Genomic DNA, 13,298 nt, shown 5'->3' with positions numbered 1-13,298 from the left:
CTCTCAACGCAACCGTGAGCCAGAGGCTATGGTTAAATAGCATGGCTGCCGGTAAATAAACGTCAGTCGAATTTAAAAAAAGATAACGACTCAGATGAGCCATTAAAGATAGGTTAGATAGCCGGTAATTATAACAATTTTTTGCCGCTGAAAAAACGTTATACGAAAAACTATTCAAATTAACTATTATTGCAATTAACTATCAAGGCGTATCAATAGAAGCTTGATGAACCTAGGTGGGATTTATTTACCAGGGCTGAGCGGTACAATACGGTCGGACTGCCCACTTGCCAGCATATGGTGGCTGCCATAACCTTCTGGGTTAATCTGCAAATAGGCATTCATCTGCCCAATAGCATCACCATCATCGCTGGCCAAGATTTGCTCTTTAATCATCTCAACAGGCGGCAATGGCAAGTTTTTTAGCAAAGCTAAACGCTGAGCGTTATCACCCTTTAGCACAACCATCTCAATAAGTTGCCGTGCATCAATGGGTAAATCAGGGGTGTTTTGTGCCAATAATGCCATATGATAAGCACCAGCTGCATCTTGATCCGCGACGATACGCTGCTCAATGGCAATATAAGTCGCTTCAGTTGCGCCGCCTGCTACGCTAAGCTGATGGATACATTTAAGGGCAGAATTTGGCTCATTGCCCGCCATATCGATTAAACGGGTTGATTCGTTTTTTAGATACTCGCGGCGTTTTTCGATAACCGCTTGTTCAGCCGCCTCTTGCTGCTCCGTTAATTCTGTGTTTGGCAATTCCGTGTTTGCTAAGTGATTACTCATATAACTCTCGCTTTTAGGCAAAATATATTTATCTTGGACACTATATGGGGCTAAAAGCGATAAAAACAATAAATTGCATAGACAATAAAAAACCCGAATAGCCATTCCTCTTCATGAAGAAAGGCTATTCGGGTTTACTTTGCTACAATTTCTACACGATTTATTGAGGCTTATCAACTGCCCAATAAAAACGCTTAACCATTAAGCAGCTGGGCTATTGGCTTCAACCAAAGGTTTTAGCTCGCCTGATTGGTACATTTGCAAAATAATGTCTGAACCGCCCATCAATTCACCATCGATCCATAACTGTGGAAACGTTGGCCAATTAGCAATCTTCGGTAACGTAGCACGAATTTCTGGGTTTTCTAGAATATTAACATAAGCAAACGGGCGGCCAATTTGGGTCAAAACCTCAATCGACTTGGCAGAAAAACCACACTGTGGAAACTGCGGTGTGCCTTTCATATAAAGGATGACTTTATTGTCTTTGATTTGATCACGAATCAGCTGTTCAACATCGTTTGCAGCAGTATTTGGGGTTTGCTCACTCATAAAAGCTCCTATTTATTAAAACTATTATCAAAAAGAGATATGTCACGCTAAATTTGGCCTGTGGCTGCTACATGGGGCGATTGCCGTTTATTGCAACCCTCATCACTGACTACTAAGCCATTTGGGATTAAACATCAGGCATATTAGCATCTGAAACGTTAACATCAGAAATAGTATTGCTAGCCGTATTGTCGTCAGACATTGTCATATTTGGTACCAATAATACCACGGCATTGGCCATAATGCCCTCTTGGCGACCAGTAAAGCCCAGTTTTTCAGTCGTTGTGGCTTTAATGCTGACATTACTCACAGTCGTTTGCAAGTCACTGGCGATATTTTCGCGCATTGCCAAATTATAGGGTGCCAATTTTGGGCGCTCACACATCACAGTAATATCAGCATTCCCTAAAGTATAACCGGCAGCTTGGACTTTACCATACACATAACGGAGTAGTACGCGCGAATCCAAACCAGCGTGCGCGGCATCGGTATCTGGGAAATGTTGCCCAATATCCCCAAGTGCCAATGCACCAAGCAGCGCGTCAGCAAGCGCATGGAGCACCACATCGCCATCAGAATGCGCCAGCAAACTATGGGTATGCTCTATCGGCACGCCTGCTAATATCACATATTGCTGCTGCTCGCCCGTATTATGAAACGCATGGACATCGATACCTTGACCAATTTTTATCATTATTATTCCAAGTGAATTACTAAGTGAATGAAGGGTGATTGAAATAATTTAGAACCGCTATCTAAATTTCTAAAGCGCTTTTAGGCAACATGAGCGTGCATAGCTCGCCACCGCTTACGATTAACTGCTATAATATGACGCTTATTTTATCACAATACCCAGACCAAAATACCCCGTCCAAAAAACGAAATGACCTCATCAGTTGCCTGAGTCTATCACTCTTAGTCGTTTTATTGATGAATAGCGTCATGTCACACTTTGGATGAGGTATAAATTGTTGAGCAATTTTATGTCAGCCACGCCAAACACCGCAAGTCTACCCGTTTCAGACGCTTTTAGCATCCATCGTCCTTTGACGCTTGCCGATATTGACAATCCTAGCAGTAAGCATGTCATCGTCGGTATGTCAGGCGGCGTCGACTCTTCCGTATCTGCCGTTTTGCTCCAGCAAGCAGGCTTTAAAGTGGAAGGTCTGTTTATGAAGAATTGGGAAGAAGATGACGGCACCGAATACTGTACGGCGATGGACGACCTAGCAGATGCGCAAGCGGTATGTGACAAAATCGGTATCAAGCTGCACACCGCCAACTTTGCAATGGAATATTGGGATCGCGTTTTTGAGCATTTCTTAGCAGAGTACAAAGCCGGACGCACGCCAAATCCAGATATTTTATGCAATAAAGAAATCAAATTTAAAGCGTTTTTAGATTATGCGTTGACTCTCGGTGCTGACTATATTGCCACCGGTCATTATACGCGCCGCAGCGTGAACTATGAAAATAACAACGGCGAAACCGTCGCCCAGCTCTTGTGTGGACTGGATAATAATAAAGACCAAAGCTACTTCTTACATGCGGTCGGCGGCGATAAAATCGCTAAAACGCTATTCCCCGTTGGTGAGCTTGAAAAACCAGTCGTGCGTCAAATCGCTGAAGAACATGACTTGGCGACGGCTAAAAAGAAAGATTCTACTGGTATTTGTTTTATTGGTGAGCGTCGTTTTAAAGACTTTTTGCAACAGTACTTGCCAGCACAAAAAGGCGATATCGTCACTGACGACGGTCATGTGATAGGTCAGCATGATGGCTTGATGTATTATACTTTAGGTCAGCGCGGCGGCATCGGTATCGGCGGCGTCAAAGACCGTCCAGAAGAGCCTTGGTTTGTACTGGCAAAAGATTTGGCTAAAAACCGTTTAATCGTCGGTCAAGGTCATGAGCATCCGATGCTAATGAGTAATGAGCTACAAGCTTATAAGCTTGACTGGGTCGATGGCTTGCCGCCTGCCGATATTTTTAGCACGGAAGGCTTACGCTGTATGGCAAAATCTCGCTATCGTCAGCCCGATCAGGCTTGCCGTGTTTATACGCTAAATGATGACGGCAGTGAAGTCCGTGTGGTATTTGATGAGCCGCAACGTGCCGTTACCCCTGGTCAATCAGCGGTATTTTATATCGATGAGGTGTGTCTTGGTGGCGGTGTGATTGCCGCCATCGATGCGCCTTGTGGGTTTTGATTCTTAGGTCTTACTCAACTACTGAGTAAACATTATAAGTCAATTGAGCAATTGGCTGAAGCTCTGAGGTAAATTGATAAAAGCGAATATCATAGCTTCCCGGCGTCCAGCCATCATATGGTTTAAAACTTACCCAATTCTGGTTAGTGCCGGCGATAATATTCTTTTTCTCAAATAACAGCACTTGTCCTGTTTGATTGTTTACCCATTTTACGAAAACAAAAGGGCTGGAAGGAACCTTCCCATCTGTGTCCAAATGCGCAAATAGCTTAGTATCTTTATTTAGGGTTGACGTATCTAAAGAGGTTGGCGGTATTACTTGATTTAAAGATAATTTGACATCGCCTACCAAGGGTTGATTGTCATTTGATTTATATAGCTCTTCGACAGCTCGCTGGGCAAACCGTCTTTTGTCTGAGATAACATCACTAGCGCCTTTTGCCATAAATTTGTCAACATACTGACCTAAGACGTAATCCGGCATATCATTAACGATGCTTAAAGCTTGCTGCTGTGAGTAGTCGTTAATAGAGGGAGATGATATCTTTGCGTTTGGATCAGCTAATAATTTTCCTGTTGCTATATTATTTGCGTAATCCTCTAATTCCACTAAAGTATTGTTTGTTTGATTAGAGCCATTTTGATTATTTATGTTTATAGGGTTTTGTTGTTTTGTCTGAATAACTCGATCCATTTGCTGTTTGGTCATATACAAATAGGTGCTAAAAATACCAAATAAAAAGGCTACAAGAACAGATGAGATAAATAAGATTTTGTCTTTCATAAGATATCGATGGTTTAATACTAAAATTGATTGAATTGAAGGCTTCTGATTATAACTTTTAGAATATAAAAAAAGCATCCACTACCCGTGTGAATGCTTTTAAAAATAAATCGACTTATTAAGCCGATAGATATTATTTAGCACATTGAACTATGTAACCATTAAAATTAAGGCTGCCAGCAGATATTCCTCCTGATATTTTAGAGCCTAAAGTAACAGTATTGCCCGAACATTCGTAGCTGCTCTCTTTACCGCCATTAACATTAGGAATTGCGAAAGTGCATGTACCTTCTCTAGGGACATATACATTTTTACCTTCAGATTTACATTTGGCAATAGTAGGCTTAGGAGGAGTTGTAGGTTTTGTATTCGGATTCGCAGGTGCTGAATTAGAACCCGTATAAGATGAACCACTACTATCTGAATCACCACCACAAGCAGTTAAAAACAAAGTAGATCCTAATAATAAGACGCCCAATAACTTATTCATTGTTTGTTCCTAGTTTGATATGAGTTTGAATTAATCCAGCAATATATCACTAGTTATTTACCAAGTAAACATTGTTCTAGTAATGTGATATTTACTTTTTTAACCTACTGTTATTTATAAACAGGTTATAATTGTGCCACTAAAATTTTTGTAATGTGTTATTTACTATTTTATTTACTATTTTATTTACTGTTAAATGAGGCTTGTCCATGACTCCACTTACCGCACTCTCTCCAATCGATGGCCGTTACGCATCTAAAGCCGACAGCTTGCGTCCTTATCTATCTGAATTCGGTCTGATTAAAGCCCGCGTTACCGTCGAGATTCGTTGGTTGCAGTCATTGGCAGATAATAGCGCAATTGGTGAATTAGCAGCGTTTGATGCCGATACCAATGCCTTTTTAAACAGCATCGTTGATAACTTTAGCGAAGCGGACGCGCAAGCGATTAAAGATATCGAAGCGACCACCAACCATGATGTAAAAGCGGTTGAATACTTTATCAAAGATAAATTCCGCGGCAATCAACAATTAGAAGACAGCTTGGAGTTTATTCATTTCGCTTGTACCAGTGAAGATATCAATAACTTGTCATACGCATTGATGCTAAAAGACAGCCGCGAAATTGTGGTTGCAAAAATGCAGCAAGTGACCGATAGCATTGTTGATTTGGCGATTACTCATGCTGACCAGCCAATGCTATCACGCACGCACGGTCAAACGGCCAGTCCAACGACGCTCGGTAAAGAAATGGCAAACGTTGCTTATCGCTTAGCCCGTCAAATCAAGCAAATTGGGCAAGTAGAGCTACTCGGTAAAATCAATGGCGCTGTTGGTAACTATAATGCGCACTTCTCAGCCTATCCTAATATTGATTGGCAAACTCATGCTGAGCAATTTATCAATGAGCGTTTAGAATTGACCTTTAACCCGTACACCACGCAAATTGAGCCGCACGATTATATCGCTGAGTTGTTTGATGTGGTCAGACGCTTTAATACTATCTTGATCGATTTTAACCGTGATATTTGGCAATATATTAGCTTAGGCTATTTTAAGCAGCGCCTAAAAGACGGTGAAGTAGGTTCTTCTACTATGCCGCATAAGGTCAACCCAATTGATTTTGAAAACTCAGAAGGTAACTTAGGCGTGGCGAACGCGATGCTTGCACATTTGGGTGAAAAACTACCAATTTCACGTATGCAGCGCGATTTATCAGACTCGACTGTACTGCGTAATATCGGTGTTGGGCTGGCGCAAAGTATGATTGCTTATGATGCGTGCCTAAAAGGCGTTGGTAAACTTGAATTGAATGCACAGCGTTTAAATGACGACTTAGATAATGCCCAAGAAGTATTGGCTGAGCCGATTCAAACGGTCATGCGTCGTTACCGTGTTGAAAACCCGTACGAAAAACTTAAAGCCTTGACCCGTGGCAATGCGATGACACGTGAGGCCATGCTGACTTTCGTAGAAAGCGATGAATTATCTGCGGTTTCAGATAGCGATAAAGCGCGCCTACGTGAGCTGACGCCGGCGACTTATACTGGTAATGCCGCTGAGCAAGCTCGCACGATTAAAGACTGGATTGCTAAGCTTTAATCTCTGATCAAGCTTAAAGTAGCTAGCGGACATATTTTGAAATAGATATAAATGAGTAGGACAGCCTATTCATTTATATTAAGAAAAACATTAACCTTACCTACTATTACTTGTCTTAAAAGACAGTTAGTTAATGGGTAAGGTTTTATTTTTTATCTTTTTTATCATCGTCATCACTATCGCCCGGTATGATAGCTTTACCGACCGCCACAGTACCTTTGACCACGCCTTTGGTGGTTTTATAAGCGATTTTAGCTGGCACGGTCACAACCTTGTGCACACAAGCTTGTAATAAAAATACGCTGGCGATAATAACGATAAAATGTAATTTTTTCATAAACTTCCTACGATTGATGAGGTGTTCTGACAGCAACTATTCATACGGTAATACTCGCTATCAGCTAGGCGATAATCATAAACCATTAAAACTTTCCTATAAAGCATCTCTTGTTATTTCTCTTATACCCATTTTTAGACATGGATTTATCAATGACCACAATTCCTCTTTGCTTGCCCGACTCTCTCACGCCTGAGCAGTTTTTAAGCGAATATTGGCAAAAAAAACCGCTCCTTATTAAACAAGGCTTACCGCAGCTAATTGGCATGTTTGAGCCAGACGATATGCTTGGCCTTGCTATTGAAGAAGACGCGGCTGCACGCCTGCTCACTCAAGCCGCTACTAAGCAAGACGGCCTAGCGCAATGGCAACTTAAAAAAAGTCCCTTAACTGAAAGCGATTTTGACAATCTGCCAGAGCAATGGACCGTACTGGTGCAGAATTTAGAGCAATGGTCGCCTGAGCTTGGGCAATTGTGGCAAGCATTTGACTTTATTCCGCAGTGGCAACGCGACGATATCATGGTGTCTTATGCGCCAAAGGGCGGCTCAGTCGGCAAGCATTATGACGATTACGATGTGTTTTTAGCGCAAGGCTATGGTCAGCGTCGTTGGCAGCTCGGCAAATTTTGTGATAAAAACACTGAGTTTGTCGCCGATGAGCCTATCCGCTTGTTCGATGATATGGGCGAGATTATTTTTGACGAAATACTAGAAGCGGGTGATGTGCTTTATGTACCGCCGAAATTATCGCACTTTGGCGTCGCGCAAGATGATTGCCTAACCTTTTCGTTTGGCTGTCGTCGTCCAAACTTAATGCAAATTATTGATAGTCTGGCTGATATTGCTACCAACGATAGCGATTTATTTATTCCCATGTTACTGCCACAAGCACTACAAGCGTCGGGTGAATTGACAGCAAGCAGTATCGAGGCGATTAAAGACCAGCTCTTACAAATGCTGCAATCTGAGCGCGGCAACGATATCATTCGTCAAGCGGTATCTGAAGTGGTTAGTAAACGCCAGTATGATGCGCTGGTGCCAGAAGAAACGCTAGATACTGATGAGTTGATGCAGGCCCTATCAGAAGGCGCGACATTACAAGCCGACTATAGCAATCGATTGCTGTATAGCCAAACCAATGATGGCGTGACGCTATATGCCAACGGTCAGCGCCTTGATGGTTTGGATGCGGAAGCGGCCGCTGTGCTAATGCGTTTAACCAATGGTGAGCATTTACAAACTCAAGATGTTAAGGGTATTGACCCAGACGATTTGAGCGAATGGTTAGAGAATGGTTGGGTGTGGCTAGATTACGCTGAGTAATATAATACCTATAACCACTCACTAATTATGAGTGTTGTTGAAAAATTCACCTTGAAATAAGCTGGCTATTTGTCAGCTTATTTTATGTCACCCCTTTTTTATACCGCGCCTTTTTTATAACGGCTCATGCCAGCAATGACTGTTTCTTCAATCACTCTATCGTCGCCAAGCATCATCAGCACAAATAACTGCTCATCGAGTGATTTCGTCTGCGTCATTCGGCGCGCGAGTAGCTCTGTCGCGCCCATGTCTATTATCACAAAATCCGCTTCTTTATTTGGCATAAAATTACCGATTTTATCGTCTAATAATAGCGACTGCGCGTTACCTAAAGTAATCTGATACAAGCCTTGATGCGAGGATAACGGTTTGTTTTGTAATTGTTGCACTTTATAAGCTTCCGATAACGTGGTCAGCATCGACAAACTGGTTCCGGCGCCGACGTCGGTAGCGATACTGACACCGGTATAGCGTAAAGTCTTAGACAAATCAAACAGACCACTACCCAAAAACAAATTGGACGTTGGACAATGGGCGATTTGTGTACCAGTATCACGTAGCACCTCATACTCTGGGGTGTCAAGATAAATACCATGCGCTAAAGTAGTACGCCTTCCCAGTAACCCCAAATCATGATAAACGTCGAGATAGCCCGTATGTTTGGGATAAAGCTCACGTACAAAGGCAATTTCAGTAAGGTTTTCGGCCAGATGCGTTTGCAGATATACACTCTCATAGCTGCGATATAACTCGCCCGTCATTTGCAGCTGTTTTGGCGTCGAGGTGATGGCAAATCTTGGCGTAATCGCCACATGTTGACGCCCGCGCTCATGCCATTTATCAATGATATTTTGCGAATCACGGATACCTTGCTCAGTCGGTACACACAAATTCTCGGGCGCATTTTGATCCATCAGTACATTACCGGTAATCATGCGCGTATTTAGGCGAGTACTTTCTTCAAAAAACGCTTCAACCGACTCAGGATGACTGGTCGAAAACACCAAAGCGCTGGTCGTACCATTGGCAAGTAGCTGGTTTAAAAAGAACTTTGAGGTATCATGCGCAACCTGTGGGTCACTAAAATTGGCTTCGGTGATAAAGGTGTAATTATTGAGCCAATCGAGCAATTGCTCACCAAAAGCGGCAATCATATCTATCTGAGGATAGTGGACATGAGTATCAATAAAGCCTGGCATGATAAGCTTGTCTTGATAATCGTGAATCTCTACGGGCACTTTGCCCTCTTGCGCGTGACTACTGGCATATCGCGCCATGATCACATTTTTACTGCCATAATCTAGCACGCGACCACTCACATCATCGACGACCAAAGCACCTTCGGCAATATACTCAGGATAAACATTAATGCCTGCGATTACAGGGCGCAATATGACGTTTTTATCAACCACTGGTAGTGTTGCATCATTGGCATGTATATCATTTGTGTTTGTATCACTGTTGTTGGTGCTTTTTTCTCTCTTAGCCAGATTGTCTTCGGTCAGATAATGCAGCAGTCGTGCTTGATAAATATGTATGGTCATAAAGGCGTCTCACCTAAATAGAGTAAAAGGCAATAAAGTTTTATTGCTAACTGTTCGCTTTAAATAACATTTATGCTTGATGATATAGCTGCAAAATTTGACTGGCGATAGATACAGCAACTGCCATTGGTTGTTTACCGCCAATCTCAAGGCCAATTGGCATCGTTACCGTATCAACGACTTTTTCGCTATAACCGCGCTGTAGCAACTTTTCTCTAAAGCGCTTGGCTTTGGTTGCCGAGCTAATACAGCCGATATAAGGCCGCGCATTGCTTTCCTTTAATGCAGTCTTTGAATCAGTAGCTAGCAAACAATCTAAAGCTGCGCGCACCAAGTCAAAATCAAGACTGTGATCATGGGTCATGATTAAAATAAAATATTGCGTGCCTTTATTTGTAGATAGCCTGCGAGCGCCATTAGCTAGAAATGGGCGAATAAAATCAACCGGATCGTCGTCAATATGTACACGAATATGCGCTGGTAATTGGTCATTCACCTGTCCGTCCGCTGTGCCAGATTCAGCGCTTAGATAACGCTCAAACATCTCAGAGCGACTGTCTATCCAGTCCACTTGACATGGCAGCTCAGCCAGTATGCTCATTAATGCGGCAGCTACGTGCCCGCCCCCAAAAACCAATAGCGACATCGGCGGTGTCAAATGAAAGCATTCAAACATCACCGTCACGCTACCACCGCAGCACTGTGCTAACTTAGCGCCCAATGGATAATGTTTGCTGTAGACTGCTTCACGGCGTACCGCTTGTGCTTTTGTAGACCTGCCTGCTTTTAATGGTTGAGAGGAGGCTTTCGAATTATTTGGCTCAAGCTCGCCATTTAATAGTTGCCGCGCTGTTAGCGTCACATCATGCTCTAAACTCCCACCGCCCAGCGTATCGCAGCAGTCATCGAGCGTGACAATCATTTTAGACTGTAGTTCGCGAGGTGCCGAACCATTGACGGCAACGACCGTCGCCAATACATGGGCAACCCCCTGCTGCTGATATTGCGCCAGTCCCTCATACCATTTCGTTGGTGGCATCGGCGTGATAAGTGACTTATTCACTATGAGCTGGTCCACGAGCTGTTGAGACGTTGGGGTTTTCTATCGCCTCAGGCTCTTCATCAAACAATTGACCTTCAGACGCAGGCGGTTCGATATCTTTACCATGCGCTACTTGCTGCGGCAGTACGCGATCGTCATCAATGCCCCAGTCATCGTCAGCTGGTGTTAAGCTTTCAATGGTTTCGGTATCTGGTTTAGAAGCGATTTCCCACGCTTGACCTTGTAGACGCATGACGGCTTTTAGTACGGCCTCTGGCGTTGCAGGCATGGTCAGCTCTGGGTTCTGCTTATAATCACCCAAGCTTGCGATGGCATTATTAATCGCACACCAAACGCTCGCTGCTAGCATAAACGGTGGCTCACCAACGGCTTTAGAATTATAAATGGTCTGCTCTTCATTTTTACGATCAAACAGTTTGACGCGCCATTGTTTAGGCAAATCATGTGCCGTAGGAATTTTATAATTAGCGGGGCTGTTAGAAGCAAGCGTGCCTTTTTTATCCCAAATAAGCTCCTCAGTGGTCAGCCAGCCCATACCTTGCACAAAGCCTCCTTCAATCTGACCAATATCAACTGCAGGATTAATCGATTGTCCGACATCATGCAAGATATCACAGCGCAGCACTTTGTACTCTCCCGTCAAAGTGTCAATCTCAACTTCTGCGCAGGCAGCGCCCAAGGCAAAGTAAAAAAACGGTCGACCCCACGCTTTTGAGCGGTCGTAAAATATCTTGGGCGTTTTGTAATAGCCGGTCGAAGACAAGCTGATACGGTGCTGATAAGCGAGCAAGACAAAATCTGCAAAGGTAAGCACTTCTTTAGTACCGATATGAACGTGATTGCGCTCAAAACGAATATCTTCGGCGTTTACTTGAAAATGCTCGGCAGCAAACTCAAGCAAACGATTTTTAATGGTGATACAGGCATTTTGCGCTGCTTTACCATTCATATCCGTACCCGATGAGGCAGCAGTCGGCGAGGTATTTGGCACTTTATCGGTGCGAGTAGCTGTGGCTTTGACGGTATCTAAATCGACATCAAATTCATTAGCAACGACTTGGGCAATTTTAATATATAACCCTTGACCCATCTCGGTGCCGCCATGATTGACTTGAATCGTGCCATCGGTATAAATAAGTACCAAAGCGCCAGCTTGATTGAGGGTTTGCACGGTAAATGAAATACCGAATTTTACAGGCGTTAACGCTAGACCCCAGCGTTTATCATTGCCTTCAGCTTCAGCCTTTTTATTTGCTTCGATAAGTTGCTGACGGCGCTTATCGTAATCGCTATCCTCTGCGAGTGTCTGCATAAGAGTCGCCAAATCAAAATGCTCAATCGGCTGACCATAATGGGTGCTTTGACCATTTTGATAGAGATTTGCCAAACGCACGTGCAACGGATCCTTTCCTAAGGTATAGGCGATATGATCCATCATATATTCTGCGGTTAGCAAACCTTGTGGCCCGCCAAAACCGCGATAAGCGGTGTTAGATACCGTATGGGTCTTGCAGCGGTGACCTGCTATCTGCGCGGCTGGATAATAATAGGCATTATCACAATGAAACATCGCCCGATCGACAATAGCATCGGACAAATCAGGCGAATAGCCACATAGTCCTGCTAGCTGCATATCGACGCCAAGTACTTTTCCGTCCTCATCGACGCCGACCTCATAGCGATTGGAAAACTCGTGCCGTTTACCAGTCACCACCATGTCATCTTGTCGATCTAAGCGCATACTGACTGGCATATTTTGGCGCTTAGCCACGATAGCGCACAGGCACGCCCACGCCGCAGCTTGCGTTTCTTTACCGCCAAAGCCGCCGCCCATTCTACGGACAATGGTAGTCACCGCATGAAAGGGTAAATCGACTACTTCAGCGACCAGTTGCTGCACTTCGCTTGGATGCTGCGACGACGTATAAACTTCAAGGCCGCCATCATCACAAGGCACAACGTAAGATACCTGCCCCTCAAGATAAAAATGCTCTTGCCCAAGCATATGAATATGCCCTGCAATACGCGTCGGTGCTGATTTTAGCTCAGCTTGCGTATCACCGCGCTGCATAAAGTGGCTCGGCCGTATAAACTGCTCTTGCTCTAATGCGTCATCGATAGTCAAAATGGCTGCTAATGGCTCATATTCTATCAGCGCATTCAGCACTGCCTTTTTGGCCGCACGATGACTGGTTGCGACAACCGCAAACAAGGTTTGATCGACGTATTCGGTGACTTTATCTGCCATTAATGGATCGCCATCGAACACGGGCCCGATATCAGTTTTGGCAGGTAAATCTTGAAAAGTAATGACATCGACTACCCCATCGGCCGCCCATACTGCACTCAAATCCATATGTAAGATACGGGCATGGGCGTGAGTGCTTTTACCAATCGCTACATGCAGGGTGCTTTGTGGTTTTAGCATGTCATCGACGTAGGTAGCCGTTCCCATCACATGGCTGATAGCACTGTCATGTTTGACTCCCGTACCGATTTTATTTTTTGGCGGGCGCTGTCGGCGTATACTATAACTGTCAAATAGTGAAGAATGATGGCTCATAGTGTCTCTTCCTTGTATTCTTTACAAATGGCGATAA

11 protein-coding genes and 1 pseudogene are annotated in these 13,298 nt (G+C 43.8%); 3 read left to right on the top strand and 9 right to left on the bottom strand.

All coding sequences use genetic code 11. The annotated features are described in order from the left end of the window. Positions 1–243 precede the first annotated feature (243 nt). The 3 genes and pseudogenes from A7325_RS12660 to ispF form a co-directional block, all read right to left on the bottom strand. Entirely contained in the window at positions 244–792 is a 549-nt protein-coding gene (locus A7325_RS12660; protein WP_068408763.1) for a hypothetical protein, read from the bottom strand. Between the two features lie 201 nt (positions 793–993). Then, positions 994–1,344: a Grx4 family monothiol glutaredoxin gene (gene grxD / locus A7325_RS12655; protein ID WP_068408679.1), complete on the bottom strand. Its 351-nt coding sequence runs from the start codon at positions 1,342–1,344 to the stop codon at positions 994–996. Positions 1,345–1,561: 217 nt separating this feature from the next. Beyond that, positions 1,562–2,038 (bottom strand): annotated as a pseudogene (gene ispF / locus A7325_RS12650) (2-C-methyl-D-erythritol 2,4-cyclodiphosphate synthase); the annotation flags it as partial. A 289-nt stretch (positions 2,039–2,327) separates the two neighbouring features. Here ispF and mnmA point away from each other — a divergent pair. Further along, the gene (gene mnmA / locus A7325_RS12645; protein WP_068408677.1) at positions 2,328–3,554 is read left to right on the top strand and encodes a tRNA 2-thiouridine(34) synthase MnmA; all 1,227 of its coding nucleotides are present in this window, start codon (positions 2,328–2,330) and stop codon (positions 3,552–3,554) included. A gap of 10 nt (positions 3,555–3,564) precedes the next feature. On the opposite strand, the gene A7325_RS12640 is transcribed toward mnmA, so the two are convergent. Then, on the bottom strand, positions 3,565–4,338 hold the full coding sequence (locus tag A7325_RS12640; protein WP_068408676.1) for a hypothetical protein: 774 nt from the start codon (positions 4,336–4,338) through the stop codon (positions 3,565–3,567). Positions 4,339–4,471: 133 nt separating this feature from the next. Beyond that, positions 4,472–4,828, bottom strand: coding sequence for a hypothetical protein (locus A7325_RS13810; RefSeq protein ID WP_156508558.1), 357 nt, complete (start codon positions 4,826–4,828; stop codon positions 4,472–4,474). Positions 4,829–5,037: 209 nt separating this feature from the next. Here A7325_RS13810 and purB point away from each other — a divergent pair, with 209 nt between their 5' ends. Continuing rightward, entirely contained in the window at positions 5,038–6,429 is a 1,392-nt protein-coding gene (gene purB / locus A7325_RS12630) for an adenylosuccinate lyase (RefSeq protein WP_068408672.1), read from the top strand. A 145-nt stretch (positions 6,430–6,574) separates the two neighbouring features. On the opposite strand, the gene A7325_RS12625 is transcribed toward purB, so the two are convergent. Next, entirely contained in the window at positions 6,575–6,766 is a 192-nt protein-coding gene (locus tag A7325_RS12625) for an NF038104 family lipoprotein (protein WP_068408670.1), read from the bottom strand. A 152-nt stretch (positions 6,767–6,918) separates the two neighbouring features. On the opposite strand from A7325_RS12625, the gene A7325_RS12620 reads away from it, so the two are divergent. Continuing rightward, the gene (locus A7325_RS12620) at positions 6,919–8,091 is read left to right on the top strand and encodes a cupin domain-containing protein (protein WP_068408761.1); all 1,173 of its coding nucleotides are present in this window, start codon (positions 6,919–6,921) and stop codon (positions 8,089–8,091) included. 98 nt (positions 8,092–8,189) lie between these two features. Here the strand turns inward: A7325_RS12620 and guaD are convergent, their stop codons facing one another. The 3 genes from guaD to xdhB all read right to left on the bottom strand — a co-directional run bounded on the left by guaD (position 8,190) and on the right by xdhB (position 13,261). Then, positions 8,190–9,635 (bottom strand): guanine deaminase, encoded by a 1,446-nt coding sequence (gene guaD, locus A7325_RS12615; RefSeq protein WP_082894410.1) that lies wholly within the window; start codon positions 9,633–9,635, stop codon positions 8,190–8,192. A gap of 70 nt (positions 9,636–9,705) precedes the next feature. Further along, complete coding sequence (locus A7325_RS12610; protein WP_227515020.1) at positions 9,706–10,698, bottom strand: XdhC family protein; 993 nt, start codon at positions 10,696–10,698, stop codon at positions 9,706–9,708. Further along, the gene (gene xdhB, locus A7325_RS12605) at positions 10,691–13,261 is read right to left on the bottom strand and encodes a xanthine dehydrogenase molybdopterin binding subunit (protein ID WP_068408668.1); all 2,571 of its coding nucleotides are present in this window, start codon (positions 13,259–13,261) and stop codon (positions 10,691–10,693) included. Before xdhB ends, A7325_RS12610 begins: the two co-directional genes overlap by 8 nt. Positions 13,262–13,298: the final 37 nt, after the last annotated feature.

Origin of the sequence: Psychrobacter sp. SHUES1 (assembly GCF_001652315.1) — a bacterium.
Classification (GTDB): domain Bacteria; phylum Pseudomonadota; class Gammaproteobacteria; order Pseudomonadales; family Moraxellaceae; genus Psychrobacter; species Psychrobacter faecalis.
The sequence above is the reverse complement of the archived record's forward strand: the minus strand, read 5'-3'. Positions and strand labels throughout refer to the sequence as shown.

Bases quoted from the DNA above. Each gene is read 5' to 3' on its own strand.
- xdhB (WP_068408668.1), bottom strand. From the start codon at position 13,261: ATGAGCCATCATTCTTCACTATTTGACAGTTATAGTATACGCCGACAG.
- A7325_RS12625 (WP_068408670.1), bottom strand. From the start codon at position 6,766: ATGAAAAAATTACATTTTATCGTTATTATCGCCAGCGTATTTTTATTA.
- guaD (WP_082894410.1), bottom strand. From the start codon at position 9,635: ATGACCATACATATTTATCAAGCACGACTGCTGCATTATCTGACCGAA.
- grxD (WP_068408679.1), bottom strand. From the start codon at position 1,344: ATGAGTGAGCAAACCCCAAATACTGCTGCAAACGATGTTGAACAGCTG.
- A7325_RS13810 (WP_156508558.1), bottom strand. From the start codon at position 4,828: ATGAATAAGTTATTGGGCGTCTTATTATTAGGATCTACTTTGTTTTTA.
- A7325_RS12660 (WP_068408763.1), bottom strand. From the start codon at position 792: ATGAGTAATCACTTAGCAAACACGGAATTGCCAAACACAGAATTAACG.
- A7325_RS12620 (WP_068408761.1), top strand. From the start codon at position 6,919: ATGACCACAATTCCTCTTTGCTTGCCCGACTCTCTCACGCCTGAGCAG.
- A7325_RS12640 (WP_068408676.1), bottom strand. From the start codon at position 4,338: ATGAAAGACAAAATCTTATTTATCTCATCTGTTCTTGTAGCCTTTTTA.
- mnmA (WP_068408677.1), top strand. From the start codon at position 2,328: ATGTCAGCCACGCCAAACACCGCAAGTCTACCCGTTTCAGACGCTTTT.
- purB (WP_068408672.1), top strand. From the start codon at position 5,038: ATGACTCCACTTACCGCACTCTCTCCAATCGATGGCCGTTACGCATCT.